This window comes from Streptomyces sp. NPDC053367 (assembly GCF_044545925.1).
Lineage (GTDB): Bacteria > Actinomycetota > Actinomycetes > Streptomycetales > Streptomycetaceae > Streptomyces.
Genome location: NZ_JBITYN010000009.1, coordinates 437,048 through 461,930, shown reverse-complemented (window position 1 = coordinate 461,930; position 24,883 = coordinate 437,048). Strand labels below are relative to the sequence as shown.

General features: G+C 71.3%; 23 protein-coding genes and 2 pseudogenes. 15 read left to right on the top strand and 10 right to left on the bottom strand.

Annotated elements, in window-relative coordinates; all coding sequences use genetic code 11:
- Positions 1 to 144: 144 nt before the first annotated feature.
- Positions 145 to 1,743: a glycoside hydrolase family 20 protein gene (locus tag ACIGXJ_RS26790; RefSeq protein ID WP_399650173.1), complete on the bottom strand. Its 1,599-nt coding sequence runs from the start codon at positions 1,741 to 1,743 to the stop codon at positions 145 to 147.
- Between the two features lie 204 nt (positions 1,744 to 1,947).
- On the opposite strand from ACIGXJ_RS26790, the gene ACIGXJ_RS26785 reads away from it, so the two are divergent.
- The 5 genes from ACIGXJ_RS26785 (at position 1,948) to ACIGXJ_RS26765 (ending at position 6,111) form a co-directional block, all read left to right on the top strand.
- The gene (locus tag ACIGXJ_RS26785; protein ID WP_399650171.1) at positions 1,948 to 2,511 is read left to right on the top strand and encodes a 2-oxo-4-hydroxy-4-carboxy-5-ureidoimidazoline decarboxylase; all 564 of its coding nucleotides are present in this window, start codon (positions 1,948 to 1,950) and stop codon (positions 2,509 to 2,511) included.
- Between the two features lie 190 nt (positions 2,512 to 2,701).
- The gene (gene sdhC / locus ACIGXJ_RS26780; protein WP_399650169.1) at positions 2,702 to 3,082 is read left to right on the top strand and encodes a succinate dehydrogenase, cytochrome b556 subunit; all 381 of its coding nucleotides are present in this window, start codon (positions 2,702 to 2,704) and stop codon (positions 3,080 to 3,082) included.
- Between the two features lie 5 nt (positions 3,083 to 3,087).
- Complete coding sequence (locus tag ACIGXJ_RS26775; RefSeq protein WP_399650166.1) at positions 3,088 to 3,576, top strand: succinate dehydrogenase hydrophobic membrane anchor subunit; 489 nt, start codon at positions 3,088 to 3,090, stop codon at positions 3,574 to 3,576.
- A gap of 19 nt (positions 3,577 to 3,595) precedes the next feature.
- Positions 3,596 to 5,350 carry a succinate dehydrogenase flavoprotein subunit gene (sdhA, locus tag ACIGXJ_RS26770; RefSeq protein ID WP_399650164.1) on the top strand — a complete coding sequence of 585 codons (1,755 nt, stop codon included), beginning with the start codon at positions 3,596 to 3,598 and terminating at the stop codon, positions 5,348 to 5,350.
- Complete coding sequence (locus ACIGXJ_RS26765) at positions 5,350 to 6,111, top strand: succinate dehydrogenase iron-sulfur subunit (RefSeq protein ID WP_366837987.1); 762 nt, start codon at positions 5,350 to 5,352, stop codon at positions 6,109 to 6,111. The genes sdhA and ACIGXJ_RS26765 overlap by 1 nt, the downstream gene beginning before the upstream one ends.
- A gap of 67 nt (positions 6,112 to 6,178) precedes the next feature.
- On the opposite strand, the gene ACIGXJ_RS26760 is transcribed toward ACIGXJ_RS26765, so the two are convergent.
- A complete protein-coding gene (locus tag ACIGXJ_RS26760; RefSeq protein WP_399650162.1) occupies positions 6,179 to 6,499 on the bottom strand; it encodes a hypothetical protein in 321 nt (106 codons plus the stop codon).
- 68 nt (positions 6,500 to 6,567) lie between these two features.
- On the opposite strand from ACIGXJ_RS26760, the gene ACIGXJ_RS26755 reads away from it, so the two are divergent.
- The 6 genes and pseudogenes from ACIGXJ_RS26755 to ACIGXJ_RS26730 all read left to right on the top strand — a co-directional run bounded on the left by ACIGXJ_RS26755 (position 6,568) and on the right by ACIGXJ_RS26730 (position 10,584).
- Positions 6,568 to 6,978 (top strand): VOC family protein, encoded by a 411-nt coding sequence (locus ACIGXJ_RS26755; RefSeq protein WP_399650160.1) that lies wholly within the window; start codon positions 6,568 to 6,570, stop codon positions 6,976 to 6,978.
- Between the two features lie 103 nt (positions 6,979 to 7,081).
- Positions 7,082 to 7,480, top strand: a complete 399-nt coding sequence (locus ACIGXJ_RS26750) for a hypothetical protein (RefSeq protein WP_399650157.1) — start codon at positions 7,082 to 7,084, stop codon at positions 7,478 to 7,480.
- Positions 7,477 to 7,992, top strand: a complete 516-nt coding sequence (locus tag ACIGXJ_RS26745; protein ID WP_399650155.1) for a thiol-disulfide oxidoreductase DCC family protein — start codon at positions 7,477 to 7,479, stop codon at positions 7,990 to 7,992. The genes ACIGXJ_RS26750 and ACIGXJ_RS26745 overlap by 4 nt, the downstream gene beginning before the upstream one ends.
- A 121-nt stretch (positions 7,993 to 8,113) precedes the next feature.
- The gene (locus ACIGXJ_RS26740) at positions 8,114 to 9,100 is read left to right on the top strand and encodes a trypsin-like serine peptidase (RefSeq protein WP_399650153.1); all 987 of its coding nucleotides are present in this window, start codon (positions 8,114 to 8,116) and stop codon (positions 9,098 to 9,100) included.
- Between the two features lie 23 nt (positions 9,101 to 9,123).
- Positions 9,124 to 9,876 carry a TetR/AcrR family transcriptional regulator gene (locus ACIGXJ_RS26735; RefSeq protein WP_399650151.1) on the top strand — a complete coding sequence of 251 codons (753 nt, stop codon included), beginning with the start codon at positions 9,124 to 9,126 and terminating at the stop codon, positions 9,874 to 9,876.
- Positions 9,877 to 9,967: 91 nt separating this feature from the next.
- Positions 9,968 to 10,584: pseudogene (locus ACIGXJ_RS26730) on the top strand (Uma2 family endonuclease).
- On the opposite strand, the gene ACIGXJ_RS26725 reads toward ACIGXJ_RS26730, so the two are convergent.
- Positions 10,577 to 12,985 (bottom strand): MMPL family transporter, encoded by a 2,409-nt coding sequence (locus ACIGXJ_RS26725; protein ID WP_399650228.1) that lies wholly within the window; start codon positions 12,983 to 12,985, stop codon positions 10,577 to 10,579. The pseudogene ACIGXJ_RS26730 and the gene ACIGXJ_RS26725 sit on opposite strands and share 8 nt — an antisense overlap.
- 170 nt (positions 12,986 to 13,155) lie before the next feature.
- Here ACIGXJ_RS26725 and ACIGXJ_RS26720 point away from each other — a divergent pair, with 170 nt between their 5' ends.
- Both ACIGXJ_RS26720 and ACIGXJ_RS26715 read left to right on the top strand, forming a co-directional pair.
- Positions 13,156 to 13,848 carry a response regulator transcription factor gene (locus ACIGXJ_RS26720; RefSeq protein ID WP_399650149.1) on the top strand — a complete coding sequence of 231 codons (693 nt, stop codon included), beginning with the start codon at positions 13,156 to 13,158 and terminating at the stop codon, positions 13,846 to 13,848.
- Complete coding sequence (locus ACIGXJ_RS26715) at positions 13,845 to 15,293, top strand: ATP-binding protein (protein WP_399650147.1); 1,449 nt, start codon at positions 13,845 to 13,847, stop codon at positions 15,291 to 15,293. The genes ACIGXJ_RS26720 and ACIGXJ_RS26715 overlap by 4 nt, the downstream gene beginning before the upstream one ends.
- 39 nt (positions 15,294 to 15,332) lie before the next feature.
- Here the strand turns inward: ACIGXJ_RS26715 and ACIGXJ_RS26710 are convergent, their stop codons facing one another.
- The 3 genes from ACIGXJ_RS26710 to ACIGXJ_RS26700 all read right to left on the bottom strand — a co-directional run bounded on the left by ACIGXJ_RS26710 (position 15,333) and on the right by ACIGXJ_RS26700 (position 18,584).
- Positions 15,333 to 16,874 carry an ABC transporter substrate-binding protein gene (locus ACIGXJ_RS26710; RefSeq protein ID WP_399650144.1) on the bottom strand — a complete coding sequence of 514 codons (1,542 nt, stop codon included), beginning with the start codon at positions 16,872 to 16,874 and terminating at the stop codon, positions 15,333 to 15,335.
- Between the two features lie 183 nt (positions 16,875 to 17,057).
- Positions 17,058 to 18,299, bottom strand: a complete 1,242-nt coding sequence (locus ACIGXJ_RS26705) for a metallophosphoesterase (RefSeq protein ID WP_399650142.1) — start codon at positions 18,297 to 18,299, stop codon at positions 17,058 to 17,060.
- 45 nt (positions 18,300 to 18,344) lie between these two features.
- On the bottom strand, positions 18,345 to 18,584 hold the full coding sequence (locus ACIGXJ_RS26700; protein ID WP_399650140.1) for an SCO4848 family membrane protein: 240 nt from the start codon (positions 18,582 to 18,584) through the stop codon (positions 18,345 to 18,347).
- Positions 18,585 to 18,675: 91 nt separating this feature from the next.
- Between ACIGXJ_RS26700 and ACIGXJ_RS26695 the strand changes: the two genes are divergently transcribed.
- A complete protein-coding gene (locus ACIGXJ_RS26695) occupies positions 18,676 to 19,998 on the top strand; it encodes a D-alanyl-D-alanine carboxypeptidase family protein (protein WP_399650137.1) in 1,323 nt (440 codons plus the stop codon).
- Here the strand turns inward: ACIGXJ_RS26695 and ACIGXJ_RS26690 are convergent.
- Positions 19,952 to 20,881 (bottom strand): YihY/virulence factor BrkB family protein, encoded by a 930-nt coding sequence (locus ACIGXJ_RS26690; protein ID WP_399650135.1) that lies wholly within the window; start codon positions 20,879 to 20,881, stop codon positions 19,952 to 19,954. The genes ACIGXJ_RS26695 and ACIGXJ_RS26690 overlap by 47 nt on opposite strands.
- A gap of 180 nt (positions 20,882 to 21,061) precedes the next feature.
- Here ACIGXJ_RS26690 and ACIGXJ_RS26685 point away from each other — a divergent pair.
- Positions 21,062 to 21,208, top strand: a pseudogene (locus tag ACIGXJ_RS26685) (helix-turn-helix domain-containing protein); the annotation flags it as partial.
- A gap of 56 nt (positions 21,209 to 21,264) precedes the next feature.
- Here ACIGXJ_RS26685 and ACIGXJ_RS26680 read toward each other — a convergent pair.
- The 3 genes from ACIGXJ_RS26680 to ACIGXJ_RS26670 form a co-directional block, all read right to left on the bottom strand.
- Positions 21,265 to 21,849 (bottom strand): 2'-5' RNA ligase family protein, encoded by a 585-nt coding sequence (locus ACIGXJ_RS26680; protein ID WP_399650133.1) that lies wholly within the window; start codon positions 21,847 to 21,849, stop codon positions 21,265 to 21,267.
- Positions 21,850 to 22,018: 169 nt separating this feature from the next.
- A complete protein-coding gene (gene trpS, locus ACIGXJ_RS26675; protein ID WP_399650130.1) occupies positions 22,019 to 23,032 on the bottom strand; it encodes a tryptophan--tRNA ligase in 1,014 nt (337 codons plus the stop codon).
- 388 nt (positions 23,033 to 23,420) lie between these two features.
- Positions 23,421 to 24,872, bottom strand: coding sequence for a glycine hydroxymethyltransferase (locus ACIGXJ_RS26670; protein ID WP_399650128.1), 1,452 nt, complete (start codon positions 24,870 to 24,872; stop codon positions 23,421 to 23,423).
- Positions 24,873 to 24,883: the final 11 nt, after the last annotated feature.

Sequence of the window (24,883 nt, the reverse complement as noted above, 5' to 3'; positions counted from 1 at the left end):
CACGCCTCCCTCGACGGGGCGCCATCCGTCACGGAGCCCGCACTTTCCCTTTCTGCGCGTGACGGCCCGGTTCTGTCACAGGGGCAGCCCGCGGTGCGGCCCGGGCAGCCGTGAGGGCACGTTTTCGGCCAGGCCGCGCGCCGCTCACCCCAGCTTGTCGGCGAGGGCCCGGAACTCGTCCCAGCTCAGTGCCGGCGGGTCCGGGTCCCACAGTTTCTGGACGGTCGCCCGCAGCGGCATCCGGATGCCGGCCGCGATCTGCTCCTGCGTCTGGGAGCGGGGCAGGTCGCCCCAGACGGCGAAGGAGCCGCCCAGGATCTGGTCGTCGTGGCCTGCGGGGACGGGGTCGGTGCCGCGCAGCACGCGCGGGGTCCACTGGGTGTAGATGCGCTCGCCGGTGGGATAGACGAAGGTCTGCGGCTCGCCGAGGACGTAGTACAGGAACTCGTCGTTGTAGTTGACGACCCTACGGCCCGCCTGCAGATAGGCGGCGGGCTCGCGGGCGCCGATCTCCTTGCCGGTCCAGTAGGCGACCTGGATGTCCTTGTCGGGCGGCACGTTCGAGGAGCGGTAGAAGCCGTCGTTCCAGGCGAGCGGGGTGCGGCCGAGCGCCCGGACGGTGTCGGCGCGGTCGTTGAGCCATCCGGTGGCCAGGTCGGCGATGCCCGCGCCCGGGCCGTAGGCCTCCCGCGCGGCCGCGGCGAGCTGCGGGTAGGAGCCCTCCGGGTCGGAGGCCATCAGGGCGAGGTACTCGTCGCCGCCGAGGTGCCAGGGCGCCCCGGGGAACAGCTGCGCATACTCGCCGAGCAGGTCGTCGACGAGCTCGGCGGCGTCGGGGTCGGAGATGTCGACCGCGCCGCGCGCGGGTACGCCCTGTGCGTTGCGCAGCTGCAGCTCGGGGTGCGCGTCGAGGACCGCGCCCAGATGGCCTGGCGAGTCGATCTCGGGCACCACGGTGATGTGCCGGCCTGCGGCGAGGCCGACGATCCGCCGGACCTGCGCCTTGGTCAGATGCTCCTCCGAGACGACCTCGGGGTGGGTGTCCGACTCGATGCGGAAGCCCTGGTCGTCGGAGAAGTGCAGACCGAGCTGGTTGAACTTCAGGTCGCCCAGCTCACGGATGCGGTCCTCGATCCAGCCCGCGCTGTAGGGCTTGCGGGCGATGTCCAGCATCAGGGCGCGCACCGGCTTGGCGGGCTCGTCGCGCACCACGCCCTCGGGCGCCGTGCCGCCGCCGCGGACCTCCTGCTTCAGCGTGCGCGTCCCGTAGAAGACGCCGGCGTCGTCCGGTCCGCTGATGGTGACGTGGCCGCCGCGCACGGTCATGGCGTACGACTCCGGGTCCGCGCCCTCGTCGCCGTTCAGCGCCAGCCGTACGTCCCCCGCGCGTACGTCCCCGCGCTCGCCGGCGTACTTCAGTCCGAGCTCTCCGGCGATCAGCTTGCCCTCGTCGCTCAGTTCGGCGTCGCTGACGACCACGCGGTACGACGCCCGCGGGCGCCAGCCGGGTCCGCGGGCGGGGGTGTGGTCGCGCACGGAGGGGATGGTGCGCGGGGCCTCGGACATGGGGTAGCTGCGGGTGGGGCTCGGTGTCGGAGAGGGACTCCGGCCCTGGCTCCGGCTCTGGCTCTGGCTCGGGGAGGCCACGGAGGACCCGCCGCCGTCTCCGCCGGAGGCCCACAGCCCCACGCCCACACCGAAGGCCGCGACCGCCGCGCCGATGATCAGCGCCCGCCGCCGCATGTTCCGCTCCGCTCGCCCCGACCGTCTCGCCGGCGGGCGCCTGTGCTGGCTCACGCGGCCAACCTACGACCGTCGGACCCGCACTCTGTCCACCACACGTTCCGAAACTCTCCCGTCCGGGTGAAAATCGAGCATCCATCGACACGGCATGAGCACGCTCTTATAACGTGGCGGCACATCTCTCACACAATCCCCTGCCGAAACGTGACTCGCCTCCTTCCCGAGCAGACCCGCGCCACGCCTTCCCCGCTGCGGCGCTTCAATGCGACCTCCGCCGACGAGGCCCGGCAGATCCTCCTGTCCTGCCTGCGCAGCCTCCGCTGGGCCGACCGCGTCACGGCCCACCGCCCCTACCCCGACCTCGACGCCCTGCTGGCCGCCGCCGACGAGGCCGCCTACGACCTGACCCCCTCCGACCTGGCCGAGGCGCTGGCCGCCGAGACACTGCCGCCCCTGCCGGAGGCCACGTACGAGGCGGCCCACATGGCGCTGAGTGCGGCGCGCGCCGCCTACGAGGCGAGATTCGGACACGGGTTCGTCATCTATCTGGGTGACACGGCCCCCGACGAAGCCCTCGACCGAACCCTGGAGGCCATCCGCTCACGCCTGGTCAACGACCCGGAGGACGAGCGCCTGGCGGCGGCGGAAGAACTCCGCAGACTGGCGGGAGAGCGTCTGGCGGGGCTCCTCACGGGCGCGGGGCCCCGTCCGCCGGCGGCTCCGCCGTGGGGCGCGGCCGGCCGCAACGCATCAGCAGCCGGCAAATAGCGGCACAATCCGTCACGGATCCGGAAATACTCACCCATCCGCGTGCCACTTTGATCACACCGGTAGGCCCCCGCTAAGCCCACGCGCAGCGCGTCGCTACGATGCTGGGGGCCGGTGGACCGTACCCGGCCGGGCCCGACCGACAGAGAAGCCGGCGCGGCCCTAGTCCCCGCTCCCGGAGGGTTCTTCCGTGCCGGCTGGAACGCTGTACCGCGGCCGGGAAGGAATGTGGTCCTGGGTGGCTCACCGAGTCACCGGCGTCCTCATCTTCTTCTTCCTGTTCGTACACGTCCTGGACACCGCTCTCGTGCGTGTCTCCCCCGAGGCCTACGACGAGGTCGTGGCCACGTACAAGACGCCGATCGTCGCGCTGCTGGAGTACGGCCTCGTCGCCGCCATCCTCTTCCACGCGCTCAACGGTCTGCGCGTCATCGCCGTCGACTTCTGGTCGAAGGGCCCCCGCTACCAGAAGCAGATGCTCTGGACCGTCGTAGGCATCTGGGTCGTACTGATGGCCGGTGCCCTGTACCCGGTCCTCGGCCACGCCGCTCGTGAACTGTTCGGGAGCTGACGCGCATGTCCACGACTGAAACCAAGGCTTCCGGCATCGGCCCGGTGGAGGGCGCGGGCGCGTCCGTCTACAGCGTCGACAACCCGGCGCCGTACATCGAGGCCCCCCGCAAGCGCACCAGGAAGACCCCCCGGTCGACCCGCGGCAACTTCGAGATGGCCGCGTGGCTGTTCATGCGGCTGTCCGGTGTGGTCCTGGTCGTCCTGGTCCTCGGCCACCTGCTGATCCAGCTCGTGCTGGACGGCGGCGTCTCCAAGATCGGCTTCGCCTTCGTGGCGGGCCGCTGGGCGTCCCCGTTCTGGCAGGTGTGGGACCTGCTGATGCTGTGGCTGGCGATGCTGCACGGCGCCAACGGCCTGCGCACGGTCATCAACGACTACGCGGAGCGCGCGAACACCCGGCTGTGGCTCAAGGGCCTGCTCTACACCGCCACGGTGTTCACCATCCTGCTGGGCACGCTGGTGATCTTCACCTTCGACCCGAACATCCGCTAGGCACGGGGCTGCGAGAAACATGAAGATCCACAAGTACGACACCGTCATCGTCGGCGCCGGCGGCGCGGGCATGCGCGCGGCCATCGAGTCGACGAAGCGCAGCCGCACCGCGGTCCTGACCAAGCTCTACCCCACCCGCTCCCACACGGGCGCCGCGCAGGGCGGCATGGCCGCCGCGCTCGCCAACGTGGAGGAGGACAACTGGGAGTGGCACACCTTCGACACGGTCAAGGGCGGTGACTACCTGGTCGACCAGGACGCCGCGGAGATCCTGGCGAAGGAGGCCATCGACTCGGTCCTCGACCTGGAGAAGATGGGCCTGCCGTTCAACCGCACCCCGAACGGCACGATCGACCAGCGCCGCTTCGGCGGTCACTCGCGCAACCACGGCGAGGCCCCGGTCCGCCGGTCCTGCTACGCCGCGGACCGCACCGGCCACATGATCCTCCAGACGCTGTACCAGAACTGCGTGAAGGAGGGCGTGGAGTTCTTCAACGAGTTCTACGTCCTGGACCAGCTGATCACCGAAGAGGACGGCATCAAGAAGTCCGCCGGTGTGGTCGCCTACGAGCTGGCCACCGGTGAGATCCACATCTTCCAGGCGAAGGCCGTCATCTACGCCTCCGGCGGCTGCGGCAAGTTCTTCAAGGTGACGTCGAACGCGCACACGCTGACCGGTGACGGCCAGGCCGCGGTGTACCGGCGGGGCATCCCGCTGGAGGACATGGAGTTCTTCCAGTTCCACCCGACCGGCATCTGGCGCATGGGCATCCTGCTGACGGAGGGCGCCCGCGGTGAGGGCGGCATCCTCCGCAACAAGGACGGCGAGCGCTTCATGGAGAAGTACGCGCCGGTCATGAAGGACCTCGCGTCCCGTGACGTCGTGTCCCGCTCCATCTACACGGAGATCCGCGAGGGCCGCGGCTGCGGTCCCGAGGGCGACCACGTGTACCTGGACCTCACCCACCTCCCGCCGGAGCAGCTGGACGCCAAGCTCCCGGACATCACCGAGTTCGCGCGGACGTACCTCGGTATCGAGCCCTACACGGACCCGATCCCGATCCAGCCGACCGCGCACTACGCCATGGGCGGCATCCCGACGAACGTCGAGGGTGAGGTCCTGGCGGACAACACCACGGTCGTCCCGGGCCTGTACGCGGCGGGCGAGGTCGCCTGTGTCTCCGTGCACGGCGCCAACCGCCTCGGCACGAACTCGCTGCTGGACATCAACGTGTTCGGCAAGCGGGCGGGCATCGCCGCCGCCGAGTACTCGCAGAAGGCCGGCTTCGTCGAGCTGCCGGACAACCCGGCCTCGTTCGTCGTCGAGCAGATCGAGCGGCTGCGCGACTCGACGGGCACCGAGCGGGTCGCCCAGCTCCGCAAGGAGCTGCAGGAGACCATGGACGCCAACGTCATGGTGTTCCGCACCGAGCAGACGATCAAGACGGCGGTCGAGAAGATCGCCGAGCTGCGCGAGCGCTACAAGAACGTGGCGATCCAGGACAAGGGCAAGCGGTTCAACACGGACCTGCTGGAGGCCATCGAGCTGGGCAACCTGCTGGACCTGGCCGAGGTCATGGCGGTGTCGGCCCTGGCCCGCAAGGAGTCCCGCGGCGGTCACTACCGCGAGGACTACCCGAACCGCGACGACGTCAACTTCATGCGTCACACGATGGCCTACCGCGAGGTCGGCGCCGACGGGTCGGAAACCGTCCGTCTCGACTACAAGCCGGTCGTCCAGACCCGCTACCAGCCGATGGAGCGTAAGTACTGATGGCTACCCCTGTTCTGGACAAGGTCGAGGCGGAGTCCGCGGCCTCCCCGTACATCACGGTCACCTTCCGGATCCGCCGGTTCAACCCGGAGGTCTCGGCCGAGGCGACCTGGGAAGACTTCCAGCTGGAGATCGACCCGAAGGAGCGCGTCCTCGACGGCCTCCACAAGATCAAGTGGGACCTCGACGGCACGCTGACGTTCCGCCGCTCCTGCGCGCACGGCATCTGCGGCTCCGACGCCATGCGGATCAACGGCAAGAACCGCCTGGCGTGCAAGACGCTGATCAAGGACATCAACCCGGAGAAGCCGATCACGGTCGAGCCCATCAAGGGCCTGACGGTCCTGAAGGACCTCGTGGTCGACATGGAGCCGTTCTTCCAGGCGTACCGGGACGTGATGCCCTTCCTGATCACGAAGGACACCAACGAGCCGACGCGCGAGCGTCTGCAGTCGGCCGAGGACCGCGAGCGCTTCGACGACACGACGAAGTGCATCCTGTGCGCCGCCTGCACGTCCTCCTGCCCGGTGTTCTGGAACGACGGGCAGTACTTCGGCCCGGCGGCCATCGTCAACGCGCACCGCTTCATCTTCGACTCGCGTGACGAGGCCGGCGAGCAGCGCCTGGAGATCCTCAACGACAAGGACGGCGTGTGGCGCTGCCGCACGACCTTCAACTGCACGGACGCCTGCCCGCGTGGCATCGAGGTCACGAAGGCGATCCAGGAGGTCAAGCGCGCGCTGATCACGCGCCGCTACTGATCCCGCCGTACGGCGACAAGGGCCCCGTCTCCCGGTTCGGCACCGGGGGCGGGGCCTTCCCGTTGCGTCAGCCGCCCACCAGCGGCACGAGCCGTAGGAACGTGACCTCGGTGTCGTGTGCCAGCTCTATCTCCTCGTCCAGGCCGGTCACCTGACGGTCCCCCACCAGGATCAGGAAGCCGTTGCGTCCGAAGGACTCCCATGCCAGGGCGGTCCGGCGGTCGGGGTCCGTCCCCCGCGGGGTGCGCGCCCCGTGCTCGGCGTCCTCCTGGGCGACCCGGCGCCGGATCAGTTCGCGCACGGTGAGCTTCTCCTCGGCGATCTCCAGAGGCCGGCCGTCGCTGCGGCTCCCGGCTGTCGTCTCGTCGACGAACGTCACGATCCCCATGCCGCCGACAGTACGAGGCACCACTGACAATGCCGGGTTCCGCACGGCCGGACACCTAGTCTGATGGCATGTCAGATGACGAGTCGTACGAACTGCTCGGGTTCGACAACGTGCTGCTGCCGGTCGGGCACCTCGGTGAGGCCGTCGGGTTCTACGAGCGGGCCGGTTTCGCCGTGGGCTTCCGGATCGACGAGGCCGGGATCGCGCTGCTGAAGGTCGGCGGCGAGACACCGGGGATCCTGCTGCGGGTGGAGGAGGAGCTGGGGCACCGGCCGCCGCCGTGGCACTCGGCGCGGCTCTGGCTGGAGGTGCCGGACGCGCGGGCGGCGGCGCGGGCGCTCAGGGACGCGGGGATCGCGCTCCTCGACGAGCCCGTCCCGGTGGCCACGGGATGGACGGTGGAGATCGCCGACCCGTGGGGCAACGTCATCGGGTTCACCGACTACACCAAGCGGCCGGAGCTCGGCCGCAGACCGTGACACAGGTCTCCCCACCCTCCGCGCCATTGTGTTGAACGCGTTCAAAAACAGGTCTACAGTCGTCCCTGTCAGCGTTTTGAACGCGTTCAAGAAGGGGGAGGCCATGGACCGCCCGGTCATCGCCTACGTCATCTATCTGGCCGTCAGCATCACGCTCACCATCTGGGTGGCCCGCACCCTCAGCCACAACGGCCGGGTGTTCCTGGCCGACGTACTGCGCGGGAACGAGGAGCTCGCCGACGCCGTCAACCGCCTTCTGGTGGTCGGCTTCTACCTGGTCAACCTCGGCTTCGTCGCGCTCTTCATGACGGACAGCGGAGACGTCTCCGACACCCGCGGCATCTTCGAGAACCTGTCGGCCAAGCTCGGCGTGGTGCTACTGGTGCTCGGCGTGATGCACCTGGGCAACGTCTACGTCCTCAACCGGATCCGCCGCCGGGGCCGGATGGAGCGCGAGCAGGCGCCGCCGGTCGCGCCGCAGGGCTGGACGGCCCAGGCGTGAGCACCGCGCCGACCGCCCCGGACCGGGACGCAGCCGTGGCGCGCGTCCCGGTCCGCCGGCTCACCGTCCTCTACGACGCCGAGTGCGCACTGTGCGCCCATGTGCGCGACTGGCTCGGCCGGCAGCGGCAGTTGGTGCCGCTGGAACTGGTCCCGGCGGGCTCGGCCGAGGCCCGGGCGCGCTTCCCCGGGCTCGACCACGCCGGCACCCTCGACGACATCAACGTGGTGGGCGACGCCGGTCAGCTGTACCGGGGCGCGGCCGCCTGGGTCGTCGTCCTGTGGGCTCTGCGTGAGCACCGGCCGCTGGCCCACCGCCTGAGCACCCCCGCGGGGATGCGCCTCGCCAAGGGCGCGGCCCTCGCGGCGGCGAAGTGGCGGGACGGACGCTGGGGCCGCGACCAGCAGGGCCGGGAGGTGTACCAGCGGGCCGACGGGTGGTCCTACGACCCGTCGCGGGGGTGGCGGTACACGGGGCCGGGGTGCGAGAGCGAGGCCTGCGCGCCGCGGTAGCCACAGCAACCGCAGTAGCCGCAGTAGCCGCAGTAGCCGCAGTTTGGCATGAACCCTTCCAAAATCACGTGAGGGTTGGCACCCTGCCCCCGCAGCTCGCCCCCACACAGAAGGAGTTCGCGTGAGAGGCATACCCCGCATCTCCGGCACCCTCCTCGGCGCACTCGCCGGCGTCACCGCGCTGCTCGCCACCGGTGCCCTGGCCACCCCCGCGGGTGCCGCCGCACCGAAGCCCGACAACCCCGCCGTACGGCAGGTCCCGGCCGACGCGCAGGAGCAGGCCCGTGACTTCTGGACCCCGCAGCGGATGCGCGAGGCGAAGCCGCTGGACCTGCTGGGCGTCGGCCGGGCCGGCGTCCACAAGGCACTGCGCCGGGGCGCCCCGGCCACGGTCGCCCCCACCTCCGCCGGCCCCGGTGTGCTGGCCTTCCCGAACTCCGGCGGCGCCTGGACCGGCGGCGGCAAGGTCGTCTCCACGGCCGGCCGGGTGTTCTTCAGCTACCAGGGCCGTACGGCGTCCTGCTCCGGCAACGCCGTCACCAGCGCCAACAAGAGCACGGTCGTCACGGCCGGCCACTGCGTGAAGCTGGAGGGCGCCTGGCACACCAACTGGGTGTTCGTGCCCGGCTACCACGACGGCCAGGCCCCCTACGGCCGCTGGGCCGCCACCAAGACCCTGTCCACACCGCAGTGGACGGCGAGCGAGGACATCAACTACGACATCGGCGCCGCGGTCGTCGCCCCGCTGGACGGGCGCGCGCTCACCGACGTCGTCGGCGGGCAGGGCCTGGCCTTCAACACCGGGTACGGCCTGCGCATGTACTCCTTCGGCTTCCCGGCCGCGTCCCCGTACGACGGGGAGAAGTTCATCTACTGCAGCGGCACCACCAGCCGCGACTTCGTGCTGTCCGGCGACCACGGCATGGCCTGCAACATGACCGGCGGCGCGAGCGGCGGGCCCTGGTTCAGCCAGTTCGACGAGGCGACCGGCACCGGCCTGCTGTCCTCGGTGAACAGCTTCAAATACAACTTCCTGCCCAACCGCATGTACGGCCCGTACTTCGGCACCGACGCACAGAACCTCTACCAGGCGGCGCAGTCCTCCTGATCCGTACTGGTTAGGCTCGCTCCGTGCCCTCGAAGAACGACAGCCCGTCGCAGAACGACAGCCCCGAGCCGCCCAGCAAGTCCGAGCAGACCCGCGCGCTGATCCTGGAGACGGCCATGCGGCTGTTCCAGGAGCGGGGCTACGACAAGACGACCATGCGGGCCATCGCCAAGGAGGCCGGGGTCTCCGTCGGGAACGCGTACTACTACTTCGAGGGCAAGGAGCACCTGATCCAGGGCTTCTACGACCGGATCGCCGCCGAGCACCGGGCGGCGGTCCGGGACGTCCTGGCCCGCGAGACCGACCTGGAGGCCCGCCTCGCGGGCGTGCTGAAGGCATGGCTGGACGTCGCCACGCCGTACCACGAGTTCGCCGTCCAGTTCTTCAAGAACGCCGCCGACCCGGACAGCCCGCTCAGCCCTTTCTCGCCCGAGTCCGAGCACGCGCGCGCGGAGGCGATCGGCGTCCACCGGGAGGTGCTCGCGGGCGCCACGAAGACCAAGGTCCCGGACGAGCTGCGGGACATCCTCCCCGAGCTGATGTGGCTCTCCCAGATGGGCCTGGTCCTGTACTGGATCTTCGACCGCACGGCGGGGCGTGAGCGCAGCTACAAGCTGGCCGAGCGGGGTGCGCGGCTGACGGCCCGGGGTGTGTCCCTGGCCCGCTTCCGCGTCCTGCGGCCCCTGGTCCGGGAGGTGCACGAGCTGTTCACGGACTTCCTGCCGGGGATGACGCGGGTGATGCCGGACCCGGGGTCCAAGGCGCGGGGGGAGTGATCCACGATCGGGTGAAGCGGCGTGAACGGGACACCGTGGCGTCGGCCTGCCTACGGTGATGCTCTCGACACCAGCCCCTAGGAGGCACGCGATGTCCGCTGCATCCGTGGAGCAGCCCTTCGACGACGAGGAGCCGTTCTCCCTCACGGCCATCGCCGACGAGATCATGGAGCGCCATCCGGGCTACCGCGTCGAGATCATCGGCGGACTCCTCCTCGTGGCCCCTTCACCGGATCCCCGCATGCCCGCGCTCTGACCAAGCTCATGCGCCCCTTCATCGCAGCCGGCCTCGACGACGGCGAGACGGCAGTCCTCCAGAGCGTCGGCCTCTGGCTGCCCACCGGGGCCGAGGACTACGCCATCCCGGACCTCGCCGTGGTGGACGCCGACATCGACGACCACCACGTCAGGAACAACGCCTACGACCCGGTCTGCTTCCGCCTCGTCCTGGAGGTCACTTCCAGCAACCGGGAGGAGGACCTCAAGACCAAGGTCGGCGCGTACGCCGAAGCCGAGGTCCCCGTCTATGTCGTCGTCGACCGCAAGCACAAGCGCCTGCACGTGCTCACAGAGCCGGCCGGGAGCGCGTACAACAGCCACCGCGTCCACGCCCCCGGCGAGACCGTCACACTGCCCGGCACGATCGGCGCCGAGGTCGTCCTCGATGTGGAACAGGTCATCAAGGCGGGGCAGCCGCAGGTCAATTGACGGCGTCCACCTCCCCCTCCCCCACCAGCTCCATGTCGTACACCAGCGGCCCCTCCCCCACGACCACGTGCCGGGCGCGGGAGCCCAGGCCGTGCGCCGTCGCTGCGAGCAGATACGTGCCGGGCGCCGGGACCGCGACGATGTACGAGCCGTCCGCCAGGGCCGTCACCCGGTCCAGCTGACGTCCGCCCCGGGTCAGCAGCGTCACCGCCACGCCCTCCGCCGCCGCACCGTCGGCCGTGCGGATGTAGCCGTGGATCACCGACGCCCCGCCCGCTGAGGCGGCCTTCTCCACCGGCGCCTCGGCCGGCTCCACCGCCAGATGCGGCAGCCGCTTCTCCAGCCCCGCCGGCAGCCACCAGTTGGCCTTGCCGAACAGGTGCATCGCCGCCGGCACCAGCGCCGTACGCAGGATGAAGGCGTCCAGCGCGACCGCCGCCGCGAGGCCGATGCCCGCCATCGCGCCCTCCATGTCGCCGCTGAGGACGAACGCGCTGAAGACGCAGATCATGATCAGGGCCGCGCAGTTGATGACCCGGCTGGTCTCCGCGAGGCCCACCCGGACCGCGCGCGCGTTGTCCTTCGTCCGCACCCACTCCTCGTGCATGCGGCTGACCAGGAAGACCTGGTAGTCCATCGAGAGCCCGAAGAGCAGGGACAGCATGATGACCGGGAGGAACGCCGTGATCGGGCCCTCCTTGCCGATGCCGAGCAGCTCGGTGCCCCAGCCCCACTGGAAGACCGCCACCAGGACGCCGAAGGACGCGGCGGCCGCGACGAGGTTCATCAGGGCGGCGGTCAGCGGGACCAGCAGGGAGCGGAAGGCGACCAGCAGGAGCAGGAAGCCGAGCGCGATGATCGTGGCGACGAAGTACGGCAGGCGGTCGCCGGTGACCTGCGCGAAGTCCTTGAAGACGGCGGTCACTCCGCCGACGTGGGCCTCCGCCCCGGACCGCGGGATCACGTCGTCGCGCAGCCGGTCGATCAGACGGTCCGTCCTCTCGTCCTGCGGGGACGTGGCCGGCACGACCTGGATGACGGTGACGCCGTTCGCCTCGGGCACCGCGGCCACCTGGGCGACACCCTGCGTGGAACGGATGCCGGACACCAGGGACTGGGGGGCCGTGCCCTCCACGACCACCTGGAGCGGGCCGTTCACGCCCGGTCCGAAGCCCTCGGCGAGCAGGTCGTAGGCCTGGCGGGTGGTCTGGGACTCCTGGTGGTTGCCCTGGTCGGTGGCGCCGAGGCGCAGGGAGAGGACCGGCAGGGCGAGGACCGCCATGACGGCCACGGCCAGTACCGCGATCGACCGCGGGCGCCTCTGGACGTACACCGACCAGCGGGCCGCGAGGCCGCTCGCCTCCTCCGGCTCCGGGCCCGCGGCGGCCAGCCGGCGCCGCTGCCTGCGGCTGAGGACGCGCGTGCCGAGCAGGCCGAGCAGGGCCGGGAGGAGGGTGGTCGCGGCGAGGACGCTGAGCACCACCGTCAGCGAGGTCGCGATGACCACGCCGTCCAGGAAGCGCAGGTTCATCACCAGCATGCCGGCCAGCGCGATGCACACCGTGCCGCCGGCGAACAGCACCGCCCGTCCCGAGGTGTTGAGCGCGGTGACCGCCGAGTCCTCCGGCTGCCCGCCGCGCAGGATGCCGCGCCGGTGCCGGGTGACGATGAACAGGGCGTAGTCGATGCCGACGCCGAGGCCGATCAACGACCCCAGCAGCGGGGCGACTTCGGGCACGTCGGTGACATGGCTGAGCAGCATCGTGGTGAGCATGCCGAGGCCGACGCCGAAGACCGCCACGACGATCGGCAGCAGCATCGCGAACAGCGACCCGAAGGCGAGGAAGAGCACGACCGCCGCCGCGACGATGCCGACCAGTTCTGCGGTGCCCTGCGGGGGTTCCTGGGTGCGGGCGATCGCCTGGCCGCCCAGCTCGACCTGGAGGCCGTCGTGTCCGGCCGCCTGCGCGGTGCCGACGACGTCCTCGATCAGCTCCTTGGGGACCGCGTTCGCCTGCTCGGTGAAGGTGACCTGCGCGTACGCGATGCGCCCGTCCCGGCTGATCTGGGCCGCGCCCGCCCGGCCCGAGTAGGGCCCTGCGACCTCGCCGACGCCCTCCATCGCCGCGATCCTCCGCAGCGCGGGCTCGATCCGGGACCGTACGGACCCATCCCGTACCGACCCCTCGTCGGACTTCCACACCACCGTGTCCGTGTCGCCCGCGCGCTCCGGGAACGCCTTCTCCATCAGGTCGTAGGCCCGCTTGGAGTCGGTGTCGGGCAGGGAGAAGACGTTCGCGTAGTCCGTTCCGGCCGCCGAGCCGGCGAAGCCCAGGCCGAACAGCGCACCCACCCAGAGCAACAGGACCACCAGCCGGTGCCGATAGCACCACCGTGCCAATGCCGCCACGATCAACGCCCCTTCGTCTTCCGTCGGTTCCGGTCGGTCCCCCAGGTCCGGCACCAGGATCGGCGGAGGCACCCGCGTGTGGGCGGCGCGGGCGCGGACTCTCAAGGAACTCCAAGGCAAGGACCAGCCCCCGGCGGCGGGGACGCGTCGATACTGGGGGCATGACGACGGCCCCCGGAACCGTGCTGGTCGTGGAGGACGAGGAGAGCATCGCCGACGTCCTCGCCATCGCGCTGCGCTACCACCGCTTCGAGGTGATGACCGCGTCCACCGTCCGTGAGGCGCTCGCGCTCGCCGAGCGGACCCGGCCGGACGCGGCGCTGCTGGACGTGATGCTGCCCGACGGCGACGGACGCGCGCTGGACCGCGAACTGCGCGCCCGGCGCCCGGAGTTGGCGCTGGTGTTCCTCACCGCGCGGGACGCCCCCGCGGAGATCGTCGGCGCCCTGCGGTTCGGCGACGACTACATCACCAAGCCGTTCGACATCGACGTGGTCGTCGCCCGGGTCACCGCCGTGCTGCGCCGCACCCTCCCCGGCTCCGGCGTGCTGCCGCAGCGGCCGCCGCTGCGCTACGGCGACCTGGAGCTGGACGAGACGACGTACTCGGTGCGCCGCGCGGGACGTACGGTCGAGCTGACGCCGACCGAGTACGCGCTGCTGCGGTTCCTGGTGCGCAACGGCGGCCGGATCGTGCCCAAGGAGCAACTGCTGCGGCACGTCTGGCACTACGAGCACGCGCCGCCGGAGTCGACGGTGGTGGAGACCTACATCAGCTATCTGCGGCGCAAGCTGGACGTCCTGGGCGCGCCGGTGATCACCACCCGGCGCGGGGTCGGGTACGGGCTCGCATGAGGCGACGGCGGGCGGGACACCGGCACGGACTGCACTCCCTGCGGGTGCAGCTGACCTTGGCGAACGTGGTGCTGCTGTCCCTCGGGATCGTCGTGGCGACCGCGGTGAGCCTGATGGCGGCCCGGTTCTATCTGCTGGACAAGGTCGACACCGAGCTGAAGGCGTCGCGGACCTCGCTGATGACCGCCGGTTTCACGATGCGGCAGATCGAGTCGCTGAGCGAACTGGGCATCGCCCTGGACAAGTTCGGCGGCGGCTCCGACACCGGCCTGCCCTCGCCGACCGTGCTGTACGTCGCCGTCGGCCGGTCCGGTGACCCGGTGCCGCTCGGCGCGCTGCGGCCCACGCCCCGGCAGCGGGCCCTGGCGGCGGCCGTGGGCGACCCGGTGGCGCTGGCCGCCGACGAGGAGCCGCGTGACGTGCGGGTGCAGGGCGAGCCGTTCCGGCTGGTGGGGGTGCGGCTCACCGACGGCACCGTCGTGCTGATCGGCACGTCCACCGGGGCGCTGCAGGAGGGCATGGGCAAGGCGCTGCGGCTCGATCTCGCCTTCGGCACGCTGCTGCTCGCGGCGCTGGCGTGCGTGACGCTGTTCAGCGTGCGGCGGCGGATGCGGCCGCTGGAGGACATGGTGGAGACGTCGTCGGCGATCGCCGAGGGTGACCTGACCGCGCGTGTGCCCTCCAGCCGGCATCCCACGCAGGAGGTGGAGCAGCTGCGGACCGCCCTGAACTCGATGCTGCACCAGGTGGAGTCGGCCCATCGCACCCGCGAGCGCAGCGCGGCCCAGCTGCGGCGGTTCGTCGCGGACGCCTCGCACGAGCTGCGCACCCCGCTCGCGGCGATCCGCGGCTATCTCCAGCTGTACGACAAGGGCATGCTCCAGGACCCGGCCGAGCGGCAGCGGGCCTGGGACCGGGTGCTGGCCGAGACCGACCGGATGGGGCGGCTGGTCGACGAGCTGCTCACGCTGGCCCGCCTGGACCAGCGGCCCGAACTGCGGCTGCGCCACGTCGATCTGAGCCGGCTGGTGCGGGAGGCGGCCGGCGATCTGCGGGTGCAGCAGCCTCAGCGGCCGGTCGATGTCGACGCGGACGGCGCGCTGCTGGTGCGGGCCGACGAGGCGGGGCTGCGGCAGGTGCTGGGCAACCTGCTGGGCAACGTACGGGTGCACACGCCCGCGGAGGTGCCGGTGCGGCTGGGCCTGGAGCGCGCGGACGGCGTCGTGCGGCTGTGTGTCGCCGACGCGGGGCCGGGCCTCGCCGAGGAGGACGCGGCCCGCGTCTTCGACCGGTTCTTCCGCGCGGGCGGCGGCGCGGGCAGCGGGCTCGGCCTGGCCATCGTCCAGGGGGTCGTGCACGCCCACGGCGGCGAGGTCGCGGTGCGCACGGCCCCCGGCGAGGGGCTCGCGGTGACGGTGACGCTGCCGGAGCGCGGCGGCGGGTGAGCGCCGCCGCTCAGGCTCGGCCGCCCCGGCGTTGCCGGGTCAGATCCAGGTCAGGCGCCACAGGCGGAACACGCCCGTGCCGTCGGAGAGGTACTGGCCGCCGCCGACGTCCACGCTGGTGACGACGTACTCCTTGCCCTGCCACAGCGGGATGACCGGCACGTCCTCGGCGATGGTCTGCTGGAGGTCCTTGAAGTCGTCGGCGGCCTGGCCGCGGTCGGCGTAGCGCTGGCTGCCCCGGATCAGCGTGTCGACCTGCTGCGAGGAGTAGCCGGTGTTCATGGTGCTGTCGGTGCCGACGAGCGGGGAGCCGAAGGTGTCGGCGTCGGGGTAGTCGGCGACCCAGCCGACGGCGTACGCGTCGAGCTTGCCGCCGGCCCAGCGCTTCTGGAAGTCGGTCCACTCGTAGCCCTTGAGGTCGACCTCGAACAGGCCGTCCTTCTCCAGCTGCCGTTCGATCGCCTTGGCCTCGGCCTCCGCTGCGCCGCGTCCCTTGCCGTAGCCGTAGGTGAAGCGGACGGGGAGGTCGACGCCGGCCTCGTCGAGCAGGGCGCGGGCCTTGGCGGCGTTCTGCTCGGGGTAGGTGTCGAAGAAGGACGTGGTGTGGCCGACGATGCCGGCCGGGATCAGCGAGTAGAGCGGGTCGACCGTCCCGTCGTAGACGTTGACGGCGAGGTCCTCGCGGCTGATCAGCCAGGCCATGGCCCGCCGCACGCGCACGTCGTGCAGCGCCCTGCCCTTGCGGGTGTTGAGGTACAGGTTGCGGGTCTCGGAGCCGTCGGCCTCGGACACCCGGATGTCGGGGTCGCTCGCGGACAGCGCGGACAGCACCTTCGGCGGCAGCTGACGCGCGGCCACGTCGATCCGCTTGCTCCTCCAGGCCGCGTCCAGCGCCTCGGAGTCCTCGAAGTAGCGCAGCTCGACCGGCTTGCCGGTCTCCTTCAGCGCGCCGCGGTAGTCGTCGTTGGGGGTGAGGACCGCGCGGCTGTCCTTGGTGTACGAGGTCAGCTCGTAGGGGCCGGTGCCGTCGACGGCGTCGTCCTCGCGCAGGGCGTCCGCGGGGTATGCGGTGCTGTCGACGATCGCGCCCGCTCCGGTGGCCACCTTGAACGGGAAGGTGGCGTCGGCGGACGACAGATGGAAGGTGACCCTGAGACCGTCGGCGTCGACGGACTCGAGGGTGGTGAACAGCGACGCCGGGCCGACGTCCGAGTCGATCTTGCGGAGCCGGTCGAAGGAGAACTTCACGTCCTCGGCGGTCATCTCGCGCCCGCTGGGGAACTTCAGGCCCTCGCGCAGCTCGCAGCGGTAGGTGCGCAGGTCGGTGGCGGTGAAGTCGCACTCCTCGGCCGCGTCCGGCACGGGTTCGGCGCCGCCCGGCTCGAAGGTCAGCAGTGACTGGAACACGTTGCTGAACAGCGCCCAGGATCCGGCGTCATAGGCGCCGGCCGGGTCGAGGGACGTCACGGCGTCCGTGGTGCCGACCGCGATGGCGTCGTCCCTGTCGTCCTGATCCGGCAGCAGCTGCCAGCCACCCACTCCCGCGACCGCCACGACCAGCAGCGTCGCGAGAATCCGCATGCGAACCGAGCGCACCGGTTCCCCTCCCCAGGCAACACGAAGCCACCTCCCCAGTGGCCGGGCTCAATCAATCACACGCTGCTGAGCGGGCGGAAGAGCGATCTGGGAAGTTGAGGAAGAAATTGATGAGAGTCGTTATGCGACCGTTTCCCAGACGGTTATCGGCCAAGCTCGGCCGCCCCGTCAGGCCTGCTTCGACGCCAGTTCCACGACCGTGATGTCCGAGGGCGCCCCCACGCGCGTGGGCGGTCCCCACGCGCCCGCGCCGCGGGAGACGTACAACTGCGTGTCGCCGTAGCGGTCCAGGCCCGCCAGCGTCGGGTTCGCGGCGCCGGCGATCAGGTTGCCGGGGAACAGCTGGCCGCCGTGGGTGTGGCCGGAGAGCTGGAGGTCGACGCCGTGCTCGACGGCCTCGTGGATCTGCACCGGCTGGTGGGCGAGGAGCACGCACGCGCGGGTGCGGTCGCGGTCGCCGAGGGCGCGCGCGAAGTCGGGGCCCTGGCCCTCGCTCTCGCCGGCGATGTCGTTGACGCCGGCGAGGTCGAAGTACGGCAGCTCGGTGCGGGCGTTCTCCAGCGGGCGCATCCCGAGCCGTCGTACCTCCTCGATCCACTGGCCCGCGCCGGAGAAGTACTCGTGGTTGCCGGTGACGAAGTACGCCCCGTGGCGTGCCTGGAGCCCGGCGAGCGGGGCCGCGGCCGGGCCGAGGTTCGCCACACTGCCGTCGACGAGGTCGCCGACCACGGCGATCAGGTCGGGCTGGGTGGAGTTGATGGTGTCGACGACCTTCTGCGCGAAACCGCGGCCGAGGACGGGGCTGAGGTGGATGTCGCTGACGACCGCGATGCGGAAGCCGTGCGCGGCGCGCGGCAGTCGGGTCAGCGGCACGGTGACCCGCTTCACACCGGGGCCGCGCAGCACGCCGTACGTGCCGTAGCCGACGGTTCCGACGGCGGCCGCGGCGGCGGCGCCCGCGACGACCCGGGAGACGAAGACGCGGCGGGAGGGCGCCGGGGGCGCGGGCTCCGGCTCCGGCGCGCGCTCCGGCTCACGGGGCGGTGCGCCGACCGTCGCGGGCTCCGGTTCCGTGCGCCGTACGCGGTCATCGGCCGTACGACGCTCCAGTACGCGCCGCAGCAGCGGCCGCACGGCCTCGCCCACGGCCACGGCCAGCAGCAGGTAGACGGCGAGCGCCATCCACAGGAAGCCCGGCCAGGCGAGCGTCCGCTGCAGCCAGAACGGCGCCTCCGTGCGCTCTGCCACCAGCGCGCCGAAGCACAGCGCCCAGCCGCCCGCGATCAGGGCCGCGCCCGCCCGGCGCACCCAGCCGGGGCCGGCGGTCGTGTCCCGGAACAGGCGGCGCCACAGGTACCAGTTGGCGACGACCATGACGCCGAGTGCGAGCAGTGCGAAGACGATGACCACGCTGTCGTGCCCCTGATCCGGTTGTGGTGTCGATGAGGTTCGGCTCTATGAGGTCCGGCGCAGTGCGCGCAGACCGCGCAACCCGATGGCCCCGACGACCGTCCCCAATACGAAGGAGACGACGGCCAGCAGCAGGTGCACCCAGAAGTACGCCGTCGGGTCGCCGTCCTCGAAGGCGAGCCCGCTGCCGTCCTTGACGAGGTTCTTGACGAAAGTGATCCAGATGACCCAGCTCCAGACCCCGAACGCGAGCAGGAACCAGGAGACGGGGCGGCTGAGTTTCATGGCTCCAGTATCGCCGCCGCCCGGTGGGTTCCTCGGCGGGGGTGGGGAGGGGGGCGGGACTTCCCCTTCCCGTGCATGTACTTTCTCGGTCGTGTCCGCACCCCAGAAGACCGGCAGGCGATCCCTGCTGGTCGCCTCCGCCGCCCTGCTGTCCCTGTCGCTGACCGCGCCGGCCGCCCTGGCCGCGCCGGCCCCGTCGCCGAGCGCGTCGGTGAGCCCTTCGGCGACTCCCCCGGCGAACATGTCGACCGTCGGCGGCGCCCGGCTCGGCCTGCCCGGCACCCAGGTGGAGCTGGCGCCCGGTGTCCCGGTGCTGCCGAAGGGCCTGACCGCGCGGTCGTGGATCGTGGCCGACGCGGAGTCCGGTGAGGTGCTCGCCGCGCACAACGCGCACTGGCGGCTCGCCCCGGCCAGCACGCTGAAGATGCTGTTCGCGGACACGCTGCTGCCGAAGTTCCCGCGCACCGACCGGCACAAGGTGGTGCCCTCGGACCTGGCGGGCGTGGGCGCCGGGTCCAGCATGGTCGGCATAAAGGAGGACGAGACCTACAGCGTCCACGACCTGTGGCTCGGTGTGTTCCTGCGCTCCGGCAACGACGCCGTGCACGTGCTGTCCGCGATGAACGGCGGAGTCGACGCCACCGTCGCCGAGATGAACCGGCACGCCGAGGAGCTCCAGGCACTGGACACCAACGTGGTCAGCCCGGACGGCTACGACGCCCCGGGGCAGGTCTCCTCCGCGTACGACCTGACGCTGTTCGCGCGTTCCGGGCTGCAGAAGAAGGACTTCCGCGAGTACTGCGCGACCGCGCGGGCGGAGTTCCCCGGCGAGACGACGAAGAACAAGAAGGGCAGGCTGGTCCGGCCGTCCTTCGAGATCCAGAACACCAACCGGCTGCTGACCGGGGACTACGACATCTCCCAATACCCGGGCATCGCGGGCGTCAAGAACGGCAACACCACCAACGCGGGCGCCACCTTCACCGGGGTCGCCGAGCGGGGCGGCAAGGTGCTGCTGGTGACGGTGATGAACCCGCAGAAGGACGACCACAACGAGGTCTACAAGGAGACCGCCCGGCTGTTCGACTGGGGCTTCCGCGCGGCCGGCAAGGTGGAGCCTGTCGGTGAGCTGGTGCCGCCGCAGGGCGCTGCGGGGGCGGGCGCCCAGCCCGGCGCGGACACCGCCGGTGAGGCGGGCGGCACGGACTCCGGCACCGCCACCGGGTCGGACTCCGGCCTCTCCGGGAAGCAGGCGGCCGTGGGCGCGGCGGCCGGCAGCGGCAGCGCGGGTGGTGCGGGTGGTGCGGGTGTCGCCCTGGGGATCGCGGGCGGGGTGCTGGCGCTGCTGGCGGCCGGGGTGTTCCTGGTCAACCGCCGGTGGCCGCTGCCGGACCTGGTGCGCCGCCGTCGCTGACCGGGTCGCTCCGCTGCTCCTGGTGCAGATCCTGCTCCTTGCTCCGCGTCGCCGTCCAGGCGGCGCAGAACAGCACCAGTTTCGACGTGAAGTTGATCCACAGCAGCAGGGCGACGGGGACGCCGAACGCGCCGTACATGCTCTTCGCGGCGATGCCCTGGATGTAGCCGCTGAGCAGCAGCTTCAGCAGTTCGAAGCCGACCGCGCCGGTCAGTGCGGCGACCAGCAGGCGGCGGCGCTCCGGTTCGACGCCGGGCAGCAGCGTCAGGACGTACAGCAGGACGAGGAAGTCGGCCAGCACCGCGACGGAGAACGCGGCCAGGTGCAGCAGGACGCTGCCGATCCCGCCGCGCTCGATGCCCAGTTGGTCGACGATCCAGCCGACCAGCGCCGATGCGACCGCGGAGGCCGCCAGCGTCACCAGCAGGGCGCCGCCGAGGCCCAGCAGCACGCCGGCGTCGGCCGCCTTGCGCAGCAGCGGGTTCTCCTCCTTCTCGGGCAGCTCCCACACCGCGCGCAGACAGTCGCGCATCTGGCCGACCCAGCCGATGCCGGTGAACAGCAGCACGGCACCGGCGATGAGGCCGACCGTGCCGGCGTTGTCGACCAGGCCACCGATGTCCAGCTGGTCGGCGATGCCGGGCACCTGGTCGGCGATCTTGTCCTCCAGCTGCTTCTGGCCGTCCTCGTCGAGCGTCGCGGCGGCGATCGCGGCGGCCACCGTCAGCAGCGGGAACAGCGCCACGAAGCTGACGAACGTCATCGCGGCCGCCAGCCGCGTCCACTTCACCCGGTCCAGCCGTTCGTACGACCGCCAGGCGTGGGTCGCCGTCAGCCGGGTGAACGCCGGTCCGACGACGGGGAGCCTCTTCAGCCAGTCCATGATCCGACTCTGCCCTCCGCGCACCCGACCGATGTCTGCGAGTACCCGGAAGTCGTCCCCGATGCGCAGGCTCTAGTTGTATTGATCACAAGCGTTGTTAACGCCGGCAGGTCTTGATCATGGCGAAGACCTCCGGTGTGGTGGAGGTGTCTAGGCTCCACACCACGCACGGAGGTCTTCGTGCCCCACCGTAATGCCCGGCTGACCGTTCACGGCAGGCGGATCCTCATCGAGCGTGTTCTGTCCGGACGTCCGGTCGCGCACGTCGCCGCGGAGATGGGGATATCCCGGCCCACCGCCCACAAACGGGTTCGCCGCTGGCAGGCCGCACTCGGAGGCCAGCCACCGATCAGCCGTGTGAACAACGCTGCGGGTCAATACATCTAGTGCCTGGGCAGGGAGCCCTGCTGCACGGGGGTCGGCGTGGCCTGCTGCGGGACCACGGGACCGCCGAAGAGGTAGTCGCGCAGCTTGCGCCAGACACCGTCCGGGCCCTGTTCGTACAGCGCGAAGCCGGTGCAGGGCCAGGCGGCCTCGTAGTCGGCGAGCTCCTCGAACGCGCGGTCCATGGCCGCCTCGTCGATGCCGTGCGCCACGGTGACGTGCGGGTGGTACGGGAACTGCAGCTCGCGCGCGACGGGGCCGGAGGCGTCCCGCACCTGCTGCTGCAGCCGGGCGCACTCCTCGGCTCCCTCGACGACGTTGACGAACACCACCGGCGACAGCGGCCGGAACGTGCCGGTGCCGGACAGCCGCATCGGGAAGGGCCGGCCGGCCGCTGCGACCCCCGTCAGATGGGCCTCGACGGCCGGCAGGTCACCGGCCTCGACCTCGGTCGGCGGCAGCAGGGTGACGTGGGTGGGGATGCCGTGAGCAGCGGCGTCGCCGAAGCCCGCGCGCCGCTCCTGGAGCAGGCTGCCGTGAGGCTCCGGGACCGCGATCGACACACCGATCGTTACGGTCCCCACGTCGTCTCCTGTCGTCGTGTCGTGTGCGTGTACTGCCTGTGCCGCGTGTACCGCGGGTCCCCGCTATCGACTGTACGGCCACGACTGTGCCGCGGGCAGGCGCAGCCGCAGTGATGTGCAGCGCTCTGCCCGGTCGTACGGGTGTGCGGTGGTGCGCCCCGGTCCCGGCTCAGTGCTTGGCCGGCAGGAAACCCACCCGGTCGTAGGCCTGCGCCAGCGTCTCCGCCGCGACGGCACGCGCCTTCTCCGCGCCCTTGGCCAGGATCGAGTCGAGCGTCTCCGGGTCGTCCAGATAGCTCTGGGTGCGCTCCCGGAAGGGCGTCACGAAGTCGACCACGACCTCGGCGAGGTCCGTCTTGAGCGCACCGTAGCCCTTGCCCGCGTACTTCTCCTCCAGTTCGGCGATTCCCGTACCGGTGAGGGTGGAGTAGATCGTCAGGAGGTTGCTGACGCCCGGCTTGGCCTCGGCGTCGTAGCGGATCACGGTGTCGGTGTCGGTGACCGCGCTCTTGACCTTCTTGGCGGTGGCCCTGGGCTCGTCGAGGAGGTTGATGAGGCCCTTCGGCGTGGACGCCGACTTGCTCATCTTGATCGCCGGGTCCTGGAGGTCGTAGATCTTCGCCGTCTCCTTGAGGATGTACGGCTTGGGGACCTCGAAGGTGTCGCCGAAGCGGCCGTTGAACCGCTCGGCGAGGTCGCGGGTCAGTTCGATGTGCTGGCGCTGGTCCTCGCCCACCGGGACCTCGTTCGCCTGGTAGAGCAGGATGTCGGCGACCTGGAGGACGGGGTACGTGAACAGGCCGACCGACGCGCGGTCGGCGCCCTGCTTGGCGGACTTGTCCTTGAACTGCGTCATACGGGAGGCCTCGCCGAAGCCGGTGAGGCAGTTCATGATCCAGGCGAGCTGGGCGTGCTCGGGCACGTGGCTCTGGACGAACAGGGTGCAGCGCTCGGGGTCGAGTCCGGCGGCGAGCAGCTGCGCCGCGGCGAGCCGGGTGTTGGCCCGCAGCTCCTTGGGGTCCTGCGGGACCGTGATCGCGTGCAGGTCCACGACCATGTAGAACGCGTCGTGGGACTCCTGCAGCGCCACCCACTGGCGGACGGCACCGAGGTAGTTGCCGAGGTGGAACGAGCCTGACGTGGGCTGGATCCCGGAGAGCACGCGAGGTCGATCAGAGGCCATGCCCCCCATTCTCTCAGAGCGCGGGGTGCGGTCCGGGACAGGGCGGGAACAGGCGGGAAACGATCCGTCTCCGGCTCTGTGACAGGGGTGCGGGAGCACGGGAGGGGGCGCGGGAGCGGCGCGGCGCCGACGTGGCCGCGGTGATCGCGTCCGCCGCGGTCCGGGCGGGTTCGGCGACGGTGCGCGGTCCGGCCGCGGTCGCTGCAGGCGCCGGCCGCCGCCTGCCGTCGCCGATGAGACGAGGAACACAGTGCGGACGGCGGCCGGGCCCGCGGAGGCCGGTCCCGTCCGGGCGCGGCGGCAGCCCCCTGGGCGCGCGCCGGGCCGTGCGCGGCCGCCGCGGGTCCCGGAAAGCCGCTGCTCCCGGGATCCGCGGCGGGCGCGGAGGTCAGCCCAGGTCGATCTCCGGGTAGAGCGGGAAGCCGGCCACGAGGTCGGTGGCGCGGCGGGAGATCTCGTCGGAGATCTTCGTGTCGAGGACGTGTGCCGCCTTGGAGGGGGCGCCGGACTTGGTGGTGCCGGGCTCGGTGGCGGTCAGCACACGGTCGATGAGGCCGGCCACCTCGTCCATCTCGGCGGTGCCGAGGCCCCGGGTGGTCAGGGCGGGGGTGCCGACGCGGATGCCGGAGGTGTACCAGGCGCCGTTGGGGTCGGCCGGGATGGCGTTGCGGTTGGTGACGATGCCCGAGTCGAGGAGGGCCTGCTCGGCCTGACGGCCGGTCAGCCCGTACGAGGTGGCCACGTCGATGAGGTTGAGGTGGTTGTCGGTGCCGCCGGTCACCAGGGTCGCGCCCCGGCGCATCAGGCCCTCGGCGAGGGCCCGGGAGTTGTCGACGATGCGCTGGGCGTAGTCCTGGAAGGAGGGCTGCCGGGCCTCGGCGAGGGCCACCGCCTTCGCGGCCATGACGTGCGGGAGGGGGCCGCCGAGCACCATCGGGCAGCCGCGGTCGACCTGGTCCTTGAGGGAGTCGTCGCACAGCACCATGCCGCCGCGCGGGCCGCGCAGGGACTTGTGGGTGGTGGTGGTGACGATCTGGGCGTGCGGGACCGGGTCGAAGTCGCCGGTGAGGACCTTGCCCGCGACGAGGCCCGCGAAGTGCGCCATGTCGACCATCAGGGTCGCCCCGACCTCGTCGGCGATCTCGCGCATGATCCGGAAGTTCACCAGCCGCGGATACGCCGAGTAGCCCGCGACGATGATCAGCGGCTTGAACTCGCGGGCCTGCGCGCGCAGGGCCTCGTAGTCGATGAGGCCGGTCGCCGGGTCGGTGCCGTAGGAGCGCTGGTCGAACATCTTGCCGGAGATGTTCGGGCGGAAGCCGTGGGTGAGGTGGCCGCCGGCGTCCAGGGACATGCCGAGCATGCGCTGATTGCCGAAGGCGTGGCGCAGGGTGGCCCAGTCGGCCTCGGTGAGGTCGTTGATCTGGCGGACGCCGGTCTTCTCCAGGAAGGGCGCCTCGACCCGGTCGGCGAGGACGGCCCAGAAGGCGACGAGGTTGGCGTCGATGCCGGAGTGCGGCTGGACGTAGGCGTGCCGGGCGCCGAAGAGCGCCTTGGCGTGCTCGGCGGCCAGCGACTCCACGGTGTCGACGTTGCGGCAGCCGGCGTAGAAGCGGCGGCCGACGGTGCCCTCGGCGTACTTGTCGCTGAACCAGTTGCCCATGGCGAGGAGCGTCGCCGGGGAGGCGTAGTTCTCGGAGGCGATCAGCTTGAGCATCTCGCGCTGGTCGTGCACCTCCTGGCCGATCGCGTCGGCGACGCGCGGCTCGACGGCACGGATCACGTCGAGGGCGGCGCGGAAGGCGGTGGACTCGGTGGTCAGGGGCTGCTGCTCTGGCATCTCGGCCTCCG

Excerpts from the sequence above, each read along its gene's own strand:
- ACIGXJ_RS26720 (WP_399650149.1), top strand. The coding sequence starts at position 13,156 with ATGACGACGGCCCCCGGAACCGTGCTGGTCGTGGAGGACGAGGAGAGC.
- ACIGXJ_RS26760 (WP_399650162.1), bottom strand. The coding sequence starts at position 6,499 with ATGGGGATCGTGACGTTCGTCGACGAGACGACAGCCGGGAGCCGCAGC.
- ACIGXJ_RS26750 (WP_399650157.1), top strand. The coding sequence starts at position 7,082 with ATGGACCGCCCGGTCATCGCCTACGTCATCTATCTGGCCGTCAGCATC.
- ACIGXJ_RS26700 (WP_399650140.1), bottom strand. The coding sequence starts at position 18,584 with ATGAAACTCAGCCGCCCCGTCTCCTGGTTCCTGCTCGCGTTCGGGGTC.
- ACIGXJ_RS26775 (WP_399650166.1), top strand. The coding sequence starts at position 3,088 with ATGTCCACGACTGAAACCAAGGCTTCCGGCATCGGCCCGGTGGAGGGC.
- ACIGXJ_RS26790 (WP_399650173.1), bottom strand. The coding sequence starts at position 1,743 with ATGCGGCGGCGGGCGCTGATCATCGGCGCGGCGGTCGCGGCCTTCGGT.
- ACIGXJ_RS26710 (WP_399650144.1), bottom strand. The coding sequence starts at position 16,874 with ATGCGGATTCTCGCGACGCTGCTGGTCGTGGCGGTCGCGGGAGTGGGT.
- ACIGXJ_RS26715 (WP_399650147.1), top strand. The coding sequence starts at position 13,845 with ATGAGGCGACGGCGGGCGGGACACCGGCACGGACTGCACTCCCTGCGG.
- sdhA (WP_399650164.1), top strand. The coding sequence starts at position 3,596 with ATGAAGATCCACAAGTACGACACCGTCATCGTCGGCGCCGGCGGCGCG.
- ACIGXJ_RS26765 (WP_366837987.1), top strand. The coding sequence starts at position 5,350 with ATGGCTACCCCTGTTCTGGACAAGGTCGAGGCGGAGTCCGCGGCCTCC.
- ACIGXJ_RS26670 (WP_399650128.1), bottom strand. The coding sequence starts at position 24,872 with ATGCCAGAGCAGCAGCCCCTGACCACCGAGTCCACCGCCTTCCGCGCC.
- ACIGXJ_RS26690 (WP_399650135.1), bottom strand. The coding sequence starts at position 20,881 with ATGGACTGGCTGAAGAGGCTCCCCGTCGTCGGACCGGCGTTCACCCGG.
- ACIGXJ_RS26755 (WP_399650160.1), top strand. The coding sequence starts at position 6,568 with ATGTCAGATGACGAGTCGTACGAACTGCTCGGGTTCGACAACGTGCTG.
- trpS (WP_399650130.1), bottom strand. The coding sequence starts at position 23,032 with ATGGCCTCTGATCGACCTCGCGTGCTCTCCGGGATCCAGCCCACGTCA.